This window comes from Phreatobacter sp. GW821-FHT04C01 (assembly GCF_059420385.1).
Genome location: NZ_JBWKTP010000010.1, coordinates 215,626 through 231,962, shown reverse-complemented (window position 1 = coordinate 231,962; position 16,337 = coordinate 215,626). Strand labels below are relative to the sequence as shown.

10 protein-coding genes and 1 other RNA gene are annotated in these 16,337 nt (G+C 67.6%); 8 read left to right on the top strand and 3 right to left on the bottom strand.

Annotation, left to right across the window (positions count from 1 at the left end; all coding sequences use genetic code 11):
- From AC07WJ_RS30195 to AC07WJ_RS30185, 3 genes are all read left to right on the top strand, one after another.
- The gene (locus AC07WJ_RS30195) at nt 1-543 is read left to right on the top strand and encodes a thermonuclease family protein (protein WP_494938415.1); all 543 of its coding nucleotides are present in this window, start codon (nt 1-3) and stop codon (nt 541-543) included.
- A gap of 106 nt (nt 544-649) precedes the next feature.
- Entirely contained in the window at nt 650-2,842 is a 2,193-nt protein-coding gene (locus AC07WJ_RS30190; protein ID WP_494938414.1) for an ATP-binding protein, read from the top strand.
- Between the two features lie 71 nt (nt 2,843-2,913).
- Nucleotides 2,914-4,431: a malonate--CoA ligase gene (locus AC07WJ_RS30185; RefSeq protein ID WP_494938494.1), complete on the top strand. Its 1,518-nt coding sequence runs from the start codon at nt 2,914-2,916 to the stop codon at nt 4,429-4,431.
- Between the two features lie 129 nt (nt 4,432-4,560).
- On the opposite strand, the gene AC07WJ_RS30180 is transcribed toward AC07WJ_RS30185, so the two are convergent.
- Nucleotides 4,561-5,907, bottom strand: coding sequence for a 3-carboxy-cis,cis-muconate cycloisomerase (locus AC07WJ_RS30180; protein WP_494938413.1), 1,347 nt, complete (start codon nt 5,905-5,907; stop codon nt 4,561-4,563).
- A 151-nt stretch (nt 5,908-6,058) separates the two neighbouring features.
- Between AC07WJ_RS30180 and AC07WJ_RS30175 the strand changes: the two genes are divergently transcribed.
- Both AC07WJ_RS30175 and rnpB read left to right on the top strand, forming a co-directional pair.
- Nucleotides 6,059-6,292 (top strand): hypothetical protein, encoded by a 234-nt coding sequence (locus AC07WJ_RS30175; RefSeq protein WP_494938412.1) that lies wholly within the window; start codon nt 6,059-6,061, stop codon nt 6,290-6,292.
- A 62-nt stretch (nt 6,293-6,354) separates the two neighbouring features.
- Nucleotides 6,355-6,752, top strand: an RNA gene (rnpB, locus tag AC07WJ_RS30170) — RNase P RNA component class A.
- Between the two features lie 68 nt (nt 6,753-6,820).
- On the opposite strand, the gene AC07WJ_RS30165 is transcribed toward rnpB, so the two are convergent.
- Nucleotides 6,821-8,200, bottom strand: a complete 1,380-nt coding sequence (locus AC07WJ_RS30165; RefSeq protein ID WP_494938411.1) for a ComEC/Rec2 family competence protein — start codon at nt 8,198-8,200, stop codon at nt 6,821-6,823.
- An 8-nt stretch (nt 8,201-8,208) separates the two neighbouring features.
- On the bottom strand, nt 8,209-11,985 hold the full coding sequence (locus tag AC07WJ_RS30160; RefSeq protein ID WP_494938410.1) for a S8 family serine peptidase: 3,777 nt from the start codon (nt 11,983-11,985) through the stop codon (nt 8,209-8,211).
- A gap of 359 nt (nt 11,986-12,344) precedes the next feature.
- Here AC07WJ_RS30160 and AC07WJ_RS30155 point away from each other — a divergent pair, with 359 nt between their 5' ends.
- From AC07WJ_RS30155 to AC07WJ_RS30145, 3 genes are all read left to right on the top strand, one after another.
- Nucleotides 12,345-15,260 carry a hypothetical protein gene (locus AC07WJ_RS30155; protein WP_494938409.1) on the top strand — a complete coding sequence of 972 codons (2,916 nt, stop codon included), beginning with the start codon at nt 12,345-12,347 and terminating at the stop codon, nt 15,258-15,260.
- Between the two features lie 88 nt (nt 15,261-15,348).
- Nucleotides 15,349-16,116 (top strand): oxygen-dependent tRNA uridine(34) hydroxylase TrhO, encoded by a 768-nt coding sequence (gene trhO, locus AC07WJ_RS30150; RefSeq protein ID WP_494938408.1) that lies wholly within the window; start codon nt 15,349-15,351, stop codon nt 16,114-16,116.
- The gene (locus AC07WJ_RS30145) at nt 16,109-16,327 is read left to right on the top strand and encodes a SlyX family protein (protein ID WP_494938407.1); all 219 of its coding nucleotides are present in this window, start codon (nt 16,109-16,111) and stop codon (nt 16,325-16,327) included. The genes trhO and AC07WJ_RS30145 overlap by 8 nt, the downstream gene beginning before the upstream one ends.
- The last annotated feature ends 10 nt before the right edge of the window (nt 16,328-16,337 follow it).

The following is a 16,337-nucleotide window of genomic DNA, read 5'->3' as shown; positions in this document are numbered from 1 at the left end:
ATGACACGCTGGAGGAGCTACCGCAGACCGCCCCGAAACCGGGCGTTCACGACCTTCGCCCTCGCCGCCTTCGTCATCGCGGCCGGCGCCGGCGCCTATGCGCTCAGGAACGTCCCGGCGCGTGCCATCGTCAGCGGACACGCCCGCATCATCGACGGCGACAGCCTGATGGTCGCCGGCACCGAGGTGCGCATCTACGGCATCGACGCGCCGGAACTGTTCCAGCGCTGTACCCGGGACGGCCGGGAGGTGCTGTGCGGACGCGAGGCGGCGCGCCAGTTGATCGCGCTGATCGCCGGCCAGGTCGTCACCTGCGAACGGCGCGACATCGATCGTTACGGCCGCACCGTCGCCCTGTGCCGGGTCGACGGCGTCGATCTCGGCCGCGCCCTGGTGGCGAGCGGCCACGCGGTCGCCTACGGCTCCTACCTGCAGGAAGAGGCCGGCGCCCGGGCTGAACGCAAGGGGCTCTGGGCCGGCCAGTTCATCCGGCCGCGGGAATGGCGCGACCGGGAACGCGGACGGTTCGCGCCGGGCGCCTGAGCGCAAGGGCCCCGACGGTTTCGGCCTCGCTATGGCTAACGCGACATTAACCACGGCAATCCAAGATCGCCGTCACGCGCACCGCCTTGGCTGATTGGACAGCTCGATGGACGTTCAGCATGCCAACGACGCCTGGCTCGTCGCCGCGACGCTCTGCGCCTTCCTGGTCCTCGCCGGCCAGGTGACGCTCGAAAGCGGCCTGGTCCGCGCCAAGCACAGCGTCAACGCGGCCGCCAAGGCTCTGGTCCAGGCCGGCCTCAGCGTTCTCATCATCTGGGCCTTCGGCGAAGGCCTGATGGCGACCGGCGACGGCCATCGCCTGATCGGCCAGGGCCCGTTCATGCCGGATGCCGAGACGGTCGGCCCGATCCTGCTGTTCCATATCGCGCTGGCCGCGGGCGCCGCCACCATCCTGTCCGGCCCGCTGGCCGAACGCGCGACATTGCGCGGCTATGCCCTGGTGGTGGCGATCTTCACCGCGACGATCCTGCCGCCCGTCGTCCACTGGGCCTGGGCGAGCGCGGCCAATGGCGCCGGCTGGCTGAAGGCGATCGGCTTCATCGATCTCGCCGGCGGCACGGTGATCCATGTCGCCGCCGCGGCAGCAGCGCTCGCCGCGGCCCGCGCCGTCGGGCCGCGCAGCGGCCGGTTCGGCGGGCTCAAACGTTTCCCCGTCATTCAAAGCCAGAGTTTTCCCTTCGCCGCGCTCGGTGTCCTCCTGCTCTGGCTCGGCTGGTTCGGGATCGCCGCGGGCCAGGCCATGGCGGCCGGTGTGCCGCTTGCCCCGGTCGTGCTCAATCTGGTGCTGGCCGGCGCCGCCGGGATCACCATCACCTTTCTCTTGACCCAGCTTCGCCCGGCCGACGTCACCATCATCCACCTGGTGCAGGCCGCCCTCGCCGGCGTGATCGCCGCCAGCGCCGGTCCGCAACTGTTCAGCCCGCTCGGCGCCATCGCGGTCGGCGCCGCCGGGGCCGTCGCGGCCCTGATCGGCGCCCGCTTGATCGAGGCGGCGCGGATCGACGACGCCCTCGGCATGGCCTCGGTGCACCTGTTCGGCGGGACGCTCGGCACGCTGGCGCTGGCCGCGACCAACGCGCAGGCACCGTTCACGCAACTGGCGGCCCAGACATTGGGGGTCATGGCGATCGCCGGCTTTGCCTGGGGCGTCATGGCGCTGGCCTTGATCGGGGGTCGGGCCATTCTCAAATTGCGAGTCGACGCCGACCAGGAGCGCATCGGCCTCAACGTCGCCGAGCATGGCATGACCACCGATGTCGCCTTGCTGGTCGGCCAGATGAACGCCGTGAACCGTCACTCCAGCAGCTTTGCCTATCTCGACGCCGATGCCGACAGCGAAATCGGCCAGGTGGCGCGCGAATATAACCGCGCCATCGACATCTTCCGGGCCCAGGTCACCGGCGTGAAGGCCCAGCTCGATGATGCCGAGGCGATCATCGGCGAGACCAGCGCCGCCCATGCCAAGCTGCAGGCCGATCTCGCCTTCCGTGACGAGAAACTGGAGGAGGCGACGCGCGAAGTGGCGTTGCTGACCGATCAATTGACCCGATCGCTGGTGACGGTGCAGGGCCTGAAGACCCTGCGCATCGGCATCGTCAAGCTGGTCGGCCGCACCTTCCGGGCACCGATCGAGCGCTTGCATGGCCTGGCCAAGCGCGCCGAGACGACGCGCGAGCCCGCCGATATCGACGCCTTGATCGAGGCAGCCCGGGAGGAAACGGCACGGCTCGCCCGCCGCCTCGCCGATGTCATCGATTATGCCCAGGTCTCGACCTTCGAGACGCCTCCGGTCGCCGACCGGGTGGCGGTCGAGAAACTGATCGCCGAGATCAATCTGCTCTACCGGCCGCGCGCCGCCGCCAAGGGCCTGAAGCTGCGCGTGGTCTGGGGGCCGGACATCATCGGCATGGCGGCGAGCGGCACGGCGCTGCGCCGGATCATGGGCGAACTGATCGGCAACGCCATCGAGACGACCTTGACCGGTGGATTGGTCAGCCTGTCGGCACAACGCGGCAGGGACGACCAATTGATCCTGGATGTGGTCGATTCCGGCGGCGGCGTCAGCCCGGGCGAGATCGCCGCCGCCCTCGACCCTCTCGCCGAGCGGATCTATGGCGCGGGCGAGGAGCCGGCCGGCCTCGGCCTGGCCCTCGTCAAGAAACTGGTCGACCTGCACGGCGGAACCTTCACGATCCGCTCCAAGCCCGGCATCGGCACGCAGGTGCGCGTGACCATCCGCGCCGCCCAACTGGCCGAACCGCTCGCCAGGACTGCGTGAGCCCGCTCTCGACCTCGCAGCTCTAATGCGGCATGGTCCGGCCCTTCCCACGCACCCTCGCTCAGATCGCCATGGCCAATCACCTGTTCGACCTCGTCCGCGCCAATGCGACGGACCTGACCAAGACCTTCATCGAGACCGAAACCGGGCTGAAACTCAGCTACGACAACCTGCTGACCGGTACGGCGCGCTACGCCAACGTGCTGGTGGGGCTCGGTGTGAAACCCGGCGACAGGGTCGCGGTCCAGGTCGAGAAGTCGGCCGGCGCGATCTTCCTCTATCTCGCCTGCGTGCGGGCAGGCGCGGTGTTCCTGCCGCTCAACACCGCCTATACGCTGACCGAGATCGAATATTTCCTGGGCGATGCGGAACCCGCGCTCGTCGTCTGTGACCCTACGCGACGCGACGGCATAGCCGAAGTCGCAAAGAAGACGGGCGTTCCGGCGGTCGAGACGCTGGGCAAGGGCCAGGACGGCAGCCTGTTCGACAAGGCAGCCACGGCCTCGGAAGCCTTCACCGACGTCGCTCGCGGCCCGGACGACCTTGCCGCCATCCTCTACACGTCAGGCACGACCGGGCGGTCCAAGGGTGCCATGCTCAGCCATGACAACCTCGCCTCCAACGCCCTGACGCTGAAGGATTACTGGCGCTTCAGCGCCGACGACGTGCTGCTGCATGCCCTGCCGATCTTCCACACCCATGGGCTATTCGTCGCCACCAACACCATCCTGGTGGCCGGCGCGAGCATGCTGTTCCTGCCGAAATTCGACGCCGACAAGGTGTTCGCGCTGATGCCGCGCGCCACCACCATGATGGGCGTGCCGACCTTCTATGTCCGCCTGGTGCAGGACCATCGCCTGACCCGCGAGGCGACCAAGCATATGCGGCTGTTCATTTCGGGATCGGCACCGCTGCTCGCCGAGACCCACAAGCTGTTCCGCGAGAAGACCGGCGTCTCGATCCTCGAGCGCTACGGCATGACCGAAACCAATATGAACACCTCGAACCCCTATGACGGCGACCGGGTCGCCGGCACGGTCGGCTTCCCGTTGCCGGGCGTCGCCCTGCGGGTCACCGATCCCGAGACGGGCGCCGCCATCCCGCAGGGCGAGATCGGGGTCATCGAGGTCAAGGGCCCGAACGTGTTCTCCGGCTATTGGCGCATGCCGGAGAAGACCGCGGCGGAATTCCGCCAGGACGGCTTCTTCATCACCGGCGATCTCGGCAAGATCGATGATCGGGGTTACGTCCACATTGTCGGCCGCGGCAAGGACCTCGTCATTTCGGGCGGCTACAACGTCTATCCGAAAGAGGTCGAGACAGAGATCGACGGCATGGCCGGCGTGGTCGAAAGCGCGGTCATCGGCGTGCCGCATCCCGATTTCGGCGAAGGCGTGACGGCGGTCGTGGTGGCCGAAAAGGGCGCCAGCCTCGACGAGGCGACGATCATCAAGACGCTGGAGCAGCGGCTCGCCCGCTACAAGCTGCCGAAGCGCGTCATCGTGGTCGACGACCTGCCGCGCAACACCATGGGCAAGGTGCAGAAGAACCTGCTGCGCGATGCGTATAAGGGCCTCTACGGCGGCTGAGGCGACGACGATCCCAAGGCATCGCGTCACGCCGCCATGGCCGTGCTCGCCACGAGCCATGCATGTCCTGGGCGGTCAAGGGAATGCGTTGATGGCCGGCACGAGGCCGGCCACGACGCGCTGGGCGGCTCACATCCCGGCGTAGCGCACCAGCACCCGATCGACGAATTCGCCGGCCGCGCCCAGATAATGGGCGGGGTCGAGCAAGCCCGCCAGCGCGTCACGCGAGGCTTCGCCCGAAATCAACGGATCCTCGGCCAGGACATCGATGAGCGCCCTGCCCTCGTCCACCGCCTTGCGGCAAGCCGCCTCGATGCGGTCGTGAGCGGCGAGCCGGCCGAGTGCCGGCGCCAGCGCCATCTGCACCGCTTCAGCCATGAGCAATCCGTTGGTCAGGCCGAGATTGGCGCGCATGCGCTCGGGCCTTACCTCCAGCCCTTCCAGCAGTTCGGCCGCCCGGCCAAGGGCGCCGCCGGTCAGGCGCGCGAGTTCCGGCAGAGCCACCCATTCGGCCTGCCAGCCGCCGGTGAAGCGCTCATGCTCGCCGGCACCGCCGCCGGCGACCGCCGCCAGCAAGGGTGGCGCCAGCTGGGCCGCGCCCAGAATGGTGGCCGAGAGCATGGGGTTGCGCTTGTGCGGCATGGTCGAGGAGCCGCCGCGACCGGGCGCGAGCGGTTCCATGACCTCGCCGACCTCGGTCTGCATCATCAAGGCGACATCGCGCGCGAACTTGCCGCAGGAGGCCGTGATGCCGGCGAACAGAGCCGCCGCCTCCAGGATGCGATCGCGATGGCCATGCCAGGGCGTGTCGGCGAAGGCGAGCCCGAGCCCCGTGGCCAGGCGATCGGCCACCTCGGGTCCCTTGTCGCCGAGGGACGCCAGCGTGCCCGCCGCGCCGCCGAACTGCAGCGCGAGAACGCGCGGGCGGGCTTCGGCGATGCGCTGCCGATGGCGCATCAGGGCATCCAGGACACCTGCCATTTTCAGCCCGAAGGTGATCGGCAAGGCCTGTTGCAGCCAGGTGCGCCCGGCCATCGGCGTGTCGCGATAGATCCGCGCCAGCCGGGCGGCGGCCTTGGCCGCGCGGGCAAGGTCCACATCGAGAATGTCGAAGGCCGACCGCAGCTGCAGCGCCAGTCCGCTATCCATCGCGTCCTGGCTGGTCGCGCCGTAGTGAACCCATTTGGCCGCTTCGGCATCGACGGCCGCGACCTTGGCGGTGAGCATCTTGACCAGGGGAATGGCGGTATTGCCGGCAATGCCGGCCGCCACCGCCAGAGCCGCGGGATCGATCGGAGCACCGGCGCAAACCGCCGCGATCGTCCCGGCCGCCGCCGTCGGGACGACCCCGGCCTCGGCTTCTGCGGCCGCCAGTGCCGCCTCGAAGCGCAGCATCGCCGCGATCGTGCCGGCATCGGAGAACAGCGCCTCCATGGCGGCGGAACCGAACAGGGGCGCGAGCAGCGGCGACGGCATGAGGACACCACGAATCTGGGGCAGCGGAGCGGGCGCTGTGGCCTGCGATGTCTAGCAGAGCCGCGACCCTGTCTCCAGGCGGAGCGAAACTGGCGTCGCAGCCTCGCCGTCCCCACATGCTGGATTGTCGCTGTCGACGGAGGCACCGTTCATGGATCCCGAAACGAAGAAGGCCCAGGACCTGCAAGCCGAGGGCACCCGCGAATTCGAACAGGCGATCGCCGGCCCCGGTCCGGTGATGCCGCGCAAGCAGGCCGACCCGACCGAAGATGCCGACCTCAGCCTGGCGCTGGAAAACACATTTCCAGCCAGCGATCCGGTCGCCGCCACCTCGGCCGAGACGATCAGCGGCGCGCCGGCCGGCCATCCACCGCAAGAGCGCTGAAACGGCGGCAGCCGCGGCGTGCGCGCTTGACACCCCCCGTGCGCTGACGCAAACGGGAGCCATCAGCCGGCCGGACGGCCGCCGCCGCATCACCCGAAAGGGCGCGGGGGAGGAAAGTCCGGGCTCCACGGAAACACGGTGCCGGATAACATCCGGCGGGGGCGACCCCAGGGACAGTGCCACAGAGAACAGACCGCCGGAGCGTGCTCCGGCAAGGGTGAAACGGTGGGGTAAGAGCCCACCGCGCGACCGGCAACGGAAGCGGCAAGGTAAACCCCACCGGGAGCAAAACCGAATAGGGACGGCATGGGGTGCCCCACCGGGGAACTCCAAGGCGTGGATCCGCGTCGTCGTCCGGGTAGGTTGCCAGAGGCGTCCAGCAATGGACGTCCTAGAGGAATGGCCGTCGCGCGGGAGCAATCCCGCCCCACAAAACCCGGCTTACAGGCCGACTGATGATGAGGGCTCCCGGCGGGAAACCGTCCGGGAGCTCGCCATTCCGCCCCGTCGCATGCGCGACATGCCGGTTCAGATGGAAATCTCGAAATAGAGATCGTCGACCGCCACATTGGCCAACGCCGACACCGGCGTTTCATCGCTGCGCAGGACGCAGTCGCTCGCCTTGGCGTTCAGCGCCTCGACCAGTGCCGGCAAAGGCATCTTGCCCCAGCGCTTCTTCACCGCCATGGCGTGATCGACCGGGATCGCGGCAAATCTCAGCCGCGCCATCAGGTCGAGCCCTTTGGTGCTCAAGGTGGCGTTGTGACTGCCGTGGTGGCCGACCTTGTAGAAAATGGCGCGGCGCAGCAAATCCCAGGCTGACACCTTGCGGCCTTCGACGGTCCAGTCGAGCGTTTCCCAGGACAGCCAATTGCCGACCTGGGCATCCGCGACGAACAGCAGGACGTCGCCATCGGCAAATTCGATCGCCAGCACCAGGCTGGTATTGTTGGTGGCGCTGTCGAGCGCCAGGGCCAGTTCGGAAGCGCCGTCGAGCCAGGCCGTGTCGATACGGCGCCAGTCGGGAGCGGCCTCCCCCGGCCCCCAGTAGTGCCCGCGGAAGAAATCCATGCCGCGGGCGATCTCGAACGGGATGGCCCGGTTCGGGCCGAAGGGCGCGGCGTCATCCGCTCCGTCCAGCGCCGACAGCACATTGGCACCGAGTGCATTGGCGCCGATCCCGTAGGTCTCGGGATCGCGGGTCGACGGCAAGGTCTTGCGGATCAGCTTGGCATCGTGCGGCGGCCCGAGAACATAGAGCCTGACGTCCGGGTCGGCGAGATGAACCGGTGGATCGGACGGCCGGCAATATCGCACCGGTGCGAGCCCTTTCACGATGTTCAAGGCATCCTCGGTGGAGGCGCCGCCGGCCGCGCCAAAAAAGCCGATCAGCGCGTCGACCGCGTCGGCTTCGTCACCGCCGCCGGTCGCGCGCATCGCTCCGGCGGATAGTCGGAGGCTTCTGAGCGCCGCGTCGCGTTCGCCCGCCAACTGGCGGGCGAGCTGATCCTGGGGATCTTCGGTCCAGGCCAGCCAAACCTCCTTGAACGTCAGCTTCTTCAGGGAATCCGGAGCCTGGATGAAGCCCGACAGATGATCCCAATGCTGGTGGGTCGCCAACAGGAGATCGATCGTGCCGTCACTCTCCTCGACGATATTCTCGATCACCCTGGTCATCATGCCCGGCGCGTCCGGCGTGCCGAGAATGACCCCGCAATCGATCATGATGCGATAGGGCTCGCCGTTCGCGCGGATCAGCGACACCAGGAAGCAATCGCCCAGCCCCTGCCGGTACATCCTGATCCTGGCGCGTCCGGCGGCGCGCGCCGGCTTGCCGCTGCCGGGCTTCGCCGGTTTGCCGGCGCCCTTCGCCGGACGGCCCTTCGCAGCCTTCGGTTTGCGTGCCATGTCGCCCTCTAACGATGCCGATGCAACATCGCGAAAGGCTCACGCGATGCCCCCGCTCGATAGGAATAGGTATCGGTCTCGCCATCGGCGAGCGCCTGGCGGTACTGGGTCTGGCGCTTGGCCGTGGTCTGGCTGTCGACCCGCTTGCGGATGAAATAGCGCACCTCGCCGACCTCGAGATCGATCAGCAGCGTGCAGCCACCGCGATAGATCAGCCCGGTATCGGCCGTGGCCCGGAATGTCTGGGTGATCTCGACCACCAGGTCGGTCCGGCTCTGGCCATCGGGTCCGATCCGACGGGCCGGCCGGACCGAATGGACCTCGATGCCACCGAATTCCCCCGCGACCCCGCCGATCTCCCCCTTGGCCAGGTTGCCTTTGCCGTCGGATTTGCGCCGGAGCCCGAGAGCTGTGATCTCATCATCCGAGACCTGACGTTCGGATGTCAGCCAGGAATGAAAGATCGCCGCATTGACGCGTGCCGTGTCGAAGGCCTCCTGACGATCGCCCGAAAGATTCCAGGTCAGCCGCATCTGCTTCAGCACCGTCGTGAGATTGGCCAGAGGCAAAGGCGGCGGCTCCCAGACCAGGCTGCCGGGAGACAGGTGGCGGACCCCGGTCGGATAGATCCCACGGTCGCGGAAGGCGGCGACGAAGGCCGCGCGATAGCCGCGCGGGTCGTCGGGCACGAGATCGCGGTCGGCGGTGATCAGCGCACGCAGGTAGTCGCCGAAGGTAATGTCGACTGGCGGACAATAGTCGAGCGCCCGGATCGCCATGTTCAGCACCTGGCGCGAGACCTTGCTCGCCTCCTCGGCCAGGCGTCCGGCCAGCGCTTCCGGCAGGTCGCCCTCGGGCAGCACGCCGCTGCCATTGGTGGCAAGGCGAATGAGATCGCGGGTCCGTGCCCGGTAGATCGCCAGAAAGGCGGCGAAGACCGCCGAAACCAGGACGGAGCCGAGCGCATGGGCCTCCTTGTCCGGGTCATAATCGCTGCGCTGAGGTTCCGCCGGCGTCCATTTGCCGGTGATCTTGTCCAGGTGGCCAATGGCGTCGCGCAGGGAATCATAGCCGCCGCCGGAGGCCTGGCCGAACTCGACCGCGAGCTTGCCGAGCAGGTTTTCCTTGCCAAGATCGCCGCGCGTCGTCCGGATCGCGTCGCGCAAGGCCTCCGGCATCGCGAAATGCTGGAACAGGGCGACGATATCAGCAAAGGCTTCATGGAAGGCGAGCACATCGGGGTTGGTCGGCTCACGGAAGCGCCGATGCAAGCCGTCGAGCAGCGCATGGGTCGTCTCATGGGCAATGACGTCATGCGACAGCGCGCCGAAGGTCATGCCGCCAGGAAGCCCCAGCCCCACCGCCTTGCTGTCGGCGGCGAAATAGCCGAGCAGCAGGGCCTTGCGATCAGGACTGTAGAAGGCGTTGGCGGCGCGGATCGCGTGGGGATAGATCCTGAGCCGCTGAACATAGACGTCGCGCGGCCGGCCGTCGGGATCGCGGCTTCGGCGCGGCGCCCAAAGCGCGGTGCGGCCGAGCGCCTGTTCGAAGAACTCGATGGTTCGCATGGCCACCGCATAGACCATCTGCTGGTGGAATTGCGGATTGGACTCGGAGGGCTGCAAACCATCGCTGGGCAGGAGATGCGGATGGTTGAGGTCGACCGGCGCATAGGCCGCGCGGCTCGACGGATCAATGTCGATCACCTCGACATAATCGCCGACCGGTCCCGGCTTCAACTTGTCCTCCCAGCGGATGTCGAGCACGGCCTCGTTGATCGCGGCGGTGCTGATGGTCGTGCCGAGCGAGGGGTCGAGGGCGAAGACCTTGAGCCGGCGCCGGTTGGGCACCGGCACCGGCGGATCCATCGCCCGGTCGAGCTGATAGGTGGTGATCTTGCTCGGCGGCGCCGAGACCGCGATCGAGGATCGCGTGGCAGGGCCGGCCGCCTCCAGCGCCTGGCTGAGCTTCGCCGAAATGCCGGGGCGAGCGATCAGCGCATCGGCGAGATTGCGGCGATCGCGAACGGTCAATTGGTCCGGCGGCACGGCCGCGTCGGGCAAGACCGCCTCGACGTCGGCCGCCTGAGACAATTGCAGCGCTTCCAGCTCCAGCATGCGCCGCTCGGCATCCGACGCGATGCCGAAATCGGTCCCCAGCAGCGTATCCAGGAACGGGAACCGGGCGCTGTCGGCCGGCTGTCTGGCCAGCGTGCCGGCCTTCGGCGGCGCGATGCCGAGGGCTGCCAGCGCGCGCAGCTCGCCGCGGCCGAGGCGACGGCCGTCATTGGCCTTGCCCGATGCCGAGGCGAACAGCGCCTGCCTGATCGCCTCGACCCGCATCCAGCCCTCGGGATAGGCCGCGACCGCCGCGCGGTTCGCCTGCAGCCAGAGCGCGGCGGCGGCGGCGACCTGTGGGGTCGCCGAGGAGGTGCCGGCACCGTCGAGGTCGACGATCGCCGGGCAGCCCATGCGCGCCCAGGGTGTGTTCGGCGTATAGGCCGCGACCGCCGTCGCCATCTTGCTGTCCGGACCGTAATTGCCGGCCATCTGATTCGGCGCCAGATCGGCATAGGCCCGGTGGTTGGCCATGATGCCGCAAGCCGCCACCACCCGGTTGAAGCGCGCGGGATAGACGATGTGGCGCGTCGGCAGGTTGGCGTAATTGTTGCCCGCCGCGGTGACGATGAACACGCCCTGCTCATAGAGCGCGTTGACCGCTTCGGCCCAGGCCTGCGACGCGAGGCCGCCCATGCTCATGGTGACGATATCGACGCGCGTCGCCGGCTTGCGCGACAGGCCATGAACATAATCCAGCGCGCGGGCGATCGCGCTGCTGTAAAACAGCACGACGCCGTCGGCGACGCGCAGCGGCACCACTTCGGCCTCGGGCGCACAGCCGAGCGGACGCCGGGCGCCCGGCGTCGCGCCCGCCAGGATGCCGAGCGTGCCGGTGCCGTGGCCGGGATTGGACAAGGCGCCGAAGCTGACCTCGCTGGCGTCGTTCGGCCGCTCGGCGTCAACGAAATTGCGTTGCAGGTCGCGATTGAGCCAGCGCGGCAGCGCGTGGTGCAGCGGATCGTAGCCGGTATCGAGATGGGCGATGCGCACCCGCTGGGCCGGCTTGGGCGCGCCCACCTTGTCATTGGCCCCGTCGAACTGGCCATGCGCGCCGTCGCGGATCCAGAACGGATCCGGGTCGGTGGGGAAATCCGGCTTCTGAGCATCAGCCGCGTCGCAACCGGAGGCGAGCCGGAAAGCCTCGGCCTTCTCGGCGCCACGCAACCATTGCTGAGCAATATCGGGTTCGGCGAAGACCACGCCTTCTCCACCAGCCACGCCGAGGCCCTGGCTCAACAGGCGGTGGCAGGCATCCCACGGATTGAGATCGACCTCCTCGGCGGCGGTGAGCACCTGCCAGGCCGTTGCCGGCGCCATGCCGAAGGCGTCGCTCGTGCCAATACTGTCGAAGAGCGGCCGGGCCGAAAAGCGCAGTGACGCACGGCCGATCGCCATGACGGCGCCCGGCGCGCCGGGCTTGGCCTTCACCAGGAATCGCGGACCACCGGCCGAATTCGCCATGCTTCGCCCCGCCCGATAGATCGACGCCAGACCACCGCCCCGCAGGGACGGTCGCCTACACTGCCGATAACTCTTGGTTGCCGAATTTGATGTTGACACAACCACGCTGTCAATTGGCGCGTTCGCGGCCTTCGGGAAATGCCCGATCCGGAGGTCCGGAACAATCTCGTGTCCGGTCGTCCGACAAATTCGGAATCCGCCCATTCAATCCTTGAGATGTATTTTCAAGAACATACAACTATGCCAATAATGACGTGCTTCGACGCTCGAGCGTGCGCGCCGGCGATTTCGCCTCGGCGGCGATCGATCCGCGGCAGGTCGTTTTTTTTCGACTGGCGCACCGCGCCGATGCCGCCGCCCCGCGGCGGATGATGCGCAGTCACGACCGGATCGTTCCGGTCGGCATTTCACCGCCATTCGCGCGGCGATGCCCGCTCGTGCAGGCCGAGACTAGCATGACATGCCGATCGCCGGCCCGCACTGCCTGTTCCTACACATCCGCGCGGTGACATCATCACCGTAGCTCTGCCCCGCGTCGTCGAAACCGGAGACGGAGATCGCTCATGGCCGACAGCCCCTCCAATGTCGAACCGCTGGTCAGCCAGCTTCCGACCAGCGAACTCAAGCGGATTCTGTCCGAGCGCTTCGCCCAACAGGTGGTCGTCGAGGCTCGCCAGAAGATCTGGCGCCCGCTTACGCTGTTCGGCCTCCCAGGCATCGTGCTGGGCGGGACGCTCCTATGGGCCTTGTTGAGCCAGCTGGTGAATACGACGGTCACGACCAGCGTCGCCTCCGCTCAGGACAGGCTGCGGACTTCGCTCAACGAGAACATGGCGCTGCTCCTTGACGTGCGCACCAACACGCTGCGGGGCGAGGTCAACAAGCTGGTCACTGATTCCTTCCAAGGGCAGCACGGCGTGGCGCTGCAAAACGCTCTCGGCAAGGCGACCGAGGAACAGCGTTTTCGGGACCAGTTGCAGGAGATCGTGAATCGGGAGATCGGACAGGCCTGGGCGCAGCGCCGCGACGCGTTGCGGACGAGCTTTCTGGTTGAGATCGCACGCGACCACCAGTTCCTTGAGACATTCTCCGGGCATGTCGAGAAGGCGATGGCCACTCAGGGCAACGTGACACGCATCCTGACCGGCGCCCTGGAGCAATCGATCCGGCAGACCCGCTACAACGACACGCGGCGCACCGCCGCTCTGGCGCTCCTGGCGGCGGTCGAACAGGACAGGGCGAACCGCGTAGTGCGGGATATCCTCGATCGGCGCGGTGACAAGGAGGAACGTGAGGCGGCACTGCGGGCGCTCGATTCAGTGAATTTCTCGCGACAGCAGACGTCCGATGACGGCCTCCTTAGGAAGGTCCTGACCTTGTGGAGCGAGTATTGCGGCATCACGCGCTGCGCGCCGGAGCATCGCAGTACGCTGGCGGTCGCGGCCTTCCTTGAGCGTGGCGCCAGCCTGGACGATACAGGACGCGCTGCCTGGATCGCGACCCTGCGCGAATGGCACGAGAATCTCGTCGCCGGCGAGACGCCGGGCCGGGCAGCCTCGCTCGATCTCGTGCCCGGAGCACTGGGCAGTATCGGCACGCCGCAGGCGCGGAATATCTTGACCGGCTGGTTTACCGCTGCGGAGCCCGACCTGGCCCTGCCCGCCGCGACGGCCGTCGCCGCCATGCCCGCGGAAACGCTCGCGGACGACGACCGGATCGCCCTGTTCCGCGAACTGTGGCCCAGGATCGTGACCGACGAGACGCGCCAGGCCGCATTGGCCGAGGCCGCCTGGATGGCGCTCGGCGCAGTGTCACGCGGCGACGCCAATTCAGGGGGCCTGTTCCGCGGCGAGGCGACATTGGTCCGTGCGTTGCCGGCCGGCATGCCGGCGAATACCGACCTTGTGACCTGGGCCAACAGTCGGCCCGATGGCCTGCGCCGCTTACGTTCCAGGGAGGCCGTCCCAGTGGCCCTCGACACCCCCTGCACCGCTCTGCGCCAGGCGACGGGCACCGCAGACAATACGTCCAACGAGGCACGCCTGCGCGTCAATGTCTGCGCCTTGCAAGCTCTAATCCGGCCACAGAATGGCGATCGCGAATGGAATCAGTTGCGTCACGCAGCGCGCTGGAACGAGCAGGATATCGCAACGCTCGGGTTGCTTTGGGCCGTCGCTGCCAGCCGCACGGCCGATGATGAAATTGCCGCGCCTCGCCTCGCGCCGGTAGCGGACCTGCTGATGTCGCGTGTGCCATCGCCGGCCTCTTTCCAACTCACGGCGATGATGATTCTGCGGACCGTTCCTGTCCGTCCGGCATGGGAAGCGCTCGAGCCCATGCGCCTGTCCCCCGGCGACGCGCGGCTGTTTCTGTCGGCCGCGCAATGGGCTTTCCGGCGCGGCGCCGACGGCCATGCCTGGTTCTCGGACCGCCTGCAGGCCATGCCGATGCCGATGCGGGAAGCGGTGCTCCGCGAAATCGCCGCCGCGGCACTTGACCTGGCCGAAACGCCCGCGCTCCCCGACGCGCTCGATGGCTTGGCCCGAAGCCTCGTCGCGCCGCAAAGCCCCGGCGGACCGAATCTGCCTCCTGTCAGGCTGGCAAGCTCGCTGGCCGCCAGGTTCAACAGCCTTCGTTTCATGCACACAGTCGCGCCTCACGCGGTCCTGCTGGCCATCGAACGCAATGATGGCTTCCGAGCGTTGCAGCGCTTTGCCGAAGGAACCGTTCGGGTCATCGGCGTGCGGGCTAGCGATGCGGCCGCCTTTCATGCGGCATTGTTGCTTCAGGCTGGCTGGGATCGTGCGCATGGAGCGGCCATCCCTCTGCCTCCCGGCCGAGGGTCGAGCGTGACGCTGCTGCCGGCTCACGAGGGGCGTTTCGGTCGCGTCAGACTGCAGGACCGTGAATTCTTGACGATCGAAAGGGCGGACGCGGCCAAGGCGACCGAGCCTCTCGCACCGGTGACATTCTTCAACCCGACGACGAAACAAATCCGCGTCCTGGATCAGGGCGCAAGTTGGACAATCCGCAACGGCAAGACCGGAGACGCCGAGGATTGGCTGTTTCGCCTCCCCGCCGACGCTCCCGAATTGCGCATGAGTACGATCAAAACCGAACCTCTAAGCCCGCCCCCGAGCGTGGCCGCGGCGGCAGTCGTGACGTTCCGCTCCGGGCAGATCTACGACGTTGAAACCCAGAAGTCGGGCCAGAGCCAGAACTGGCAAGGCTATGTCAGGTTTGACGGCCTGGTGCCTGGTCAGCGTATCCGGATCACGACGTTCGACCTCGACGAAGCCGTCGATACGGTCATTGCCATTATGGACGACCAGAGCGTCGTCGGCGAGGACGACGATGGGGGCGAAGATCTTGCATCGACGCTGATCGGAACCGCCGACCGCCGCGGGAGCGTCCTGCTGCGGCTCGGCAATATCGGGCGTGACGGTTTGTTCCGGCTCAGGATCGACCGGCTCAACTGAGGAGACGGCGTGGAATGCAAGACGAGCACCGCAGCTCGGCGGCGCGCGGGCCATAGCCCGCGCCCGAAATCCGGGTTAGACGACGGCCATGACTTACAAGGTCGCCGCGCTCTATCAGTTCGTCGCGCTGCCGGATGCCGGCGCGCTGCAGGCGGTGCTGCGCCGGTCGTGCGCCGGCCTTGGCCTGAAGGGCACGCTGATCATCGCGCATGAGGGCATCAACGGCACCGTCGCCGGAACCGCGGAGGCGATCGACGACTTCATCGGCGAACTGCGCACCGGCGCCCTGTTCGGCGGCCGGCTCGACCGGCTCGAACTGAAGTTCTCGACCGCCTCCGCCATGCCGTTCAAGCGGCTGAAGGTGCATCTGAAGCGGGAAATCGTGACATTCGGCGACGTCGCCACCGAGCCCGCCCGCCTGACCGGCACCTATGTCGAGGCAGCCGGCTGGAACCAGCTGATGGCCAGCCCCGACACGCTGGTGATCGACACCCGCAACCGGTTCGAGGTCGCCATGGGCAGCTTCACCGGTGCGATCGACCCGGGCATCGACCGGTTCAGCGAATTCCGCGATTTCGTCGCGCGGACGCTCGATCCGGCCAGGCATCGAAAGGTCGCGATGTTCTGCACCGGCGGCATACGCTGCGAAAAGGCCAGCTCCTACCTGCTGTCCCAGGGCTTTCCGGAGGTCTATCACCTGAAGGGCGGCATCTTGAAATACCTGGAGGAGATCTCGCCGGCCGAGAGCCGGTGGACTGGCACCTGTTTCGTGTTCGACGCGCGTGTCGGGCTCGGTCATGGCCTCGCCGAACACGCACCTGCCGCAATCGAGGGGACGAGCCTGTCCAATGACTGATGCCAGCCTCACGCACCGCATCGACGCCCTGGAAATGCGGATCGCCTATCAGGACGAGACCATCGAGGACCTGAACAAGACGATCACCGCACAGTGGAAGGAGATCGACCGGCTGACCCGTGAGATCGCCAATCTGGGGGACAGCATTCGCGAGGCCGAGCAGCGCGCCGGCGCCAATGCGGCCCCGGAGCCACCCCCGCCGCACTACTGAGCCCGGCGCG

Excerpts from the sequence above, each read along its gene's own strand:
- AC07WJ_RS30195 (WP_494938415.1), top strand. The coding sequence starts at position 1 with ATGACACGCTGGAGGAGCTACCGCAGACCGCCCCGAAACCGGGCGTTC.
- AC07WJ_RS30190 (WP_494938414.1), top strand. The coding sequence starts at position 650 with ATGGACGTTCAGCATGCCAACGACGCCTGGCTCGTCGCCGCGACGCTC.
- AC07WJ_RS30185 (WP_494938494.1), top strand. The coding sequence starts at position 2,914 with ATGGCCAATCACCTGTTCGACCTCGTCCGCGCCAATGCGACGGACCTG.
- AC07WJ_RS30180 (WP_494938413.1), bottom strand. The coding sequence starts at position 5,907 with ATGCCGTCGCCGCTGCTCGCGCCCCTGTTCGGTTCCGCCGCCATGGAG.
- AC07WJ_RS30175 (WP_494938412.1), top strand. The coding sequence starts at position 6,059 with ATGGATCCCGAAACGAAGAAGGCCCAGGACCTGCAAGCCGAGGGCACC.
- AC07WJ_RS30165 (WP_494938411.1), bottom strand. The coding sequence starts at position 8,200 with ATGGCACGCAAACCGAAGGCTGCGAAGGGCCGTCCGGCGAAGGGCGCC.
- AC07WJ_RS30160 (WP_494938410.1), bottom strand. The coding sequence starts at position 11,985 with ATGGGCGGATTCCGAATTTGTCGGACGACCGGACACGAGATTGTTCCG.
- AC07WJ_RS30155 (WP_494938409.1), top strand. The coding sequence starts at position 12,345 with ATGGCCGACAGCCCCTCCAATGTCGAACCGCTGGTCAGCCAGCTTCCG.
- trhO (WP_494938408.1), top strand. The coding sequence starts at position 15,349 with ATGACTTACAAGGTCGCCGCGCTCTATCAGTTCGTCGCGCTGCCGGAT.
- AC07WJ_RS30145 (WP_494938407.1), top strand. The coding sequence starts at position 16,109 with ATGACTGATGCCAGCCTCACGCACCGCATCGACGCCCTGGAAATGCGG.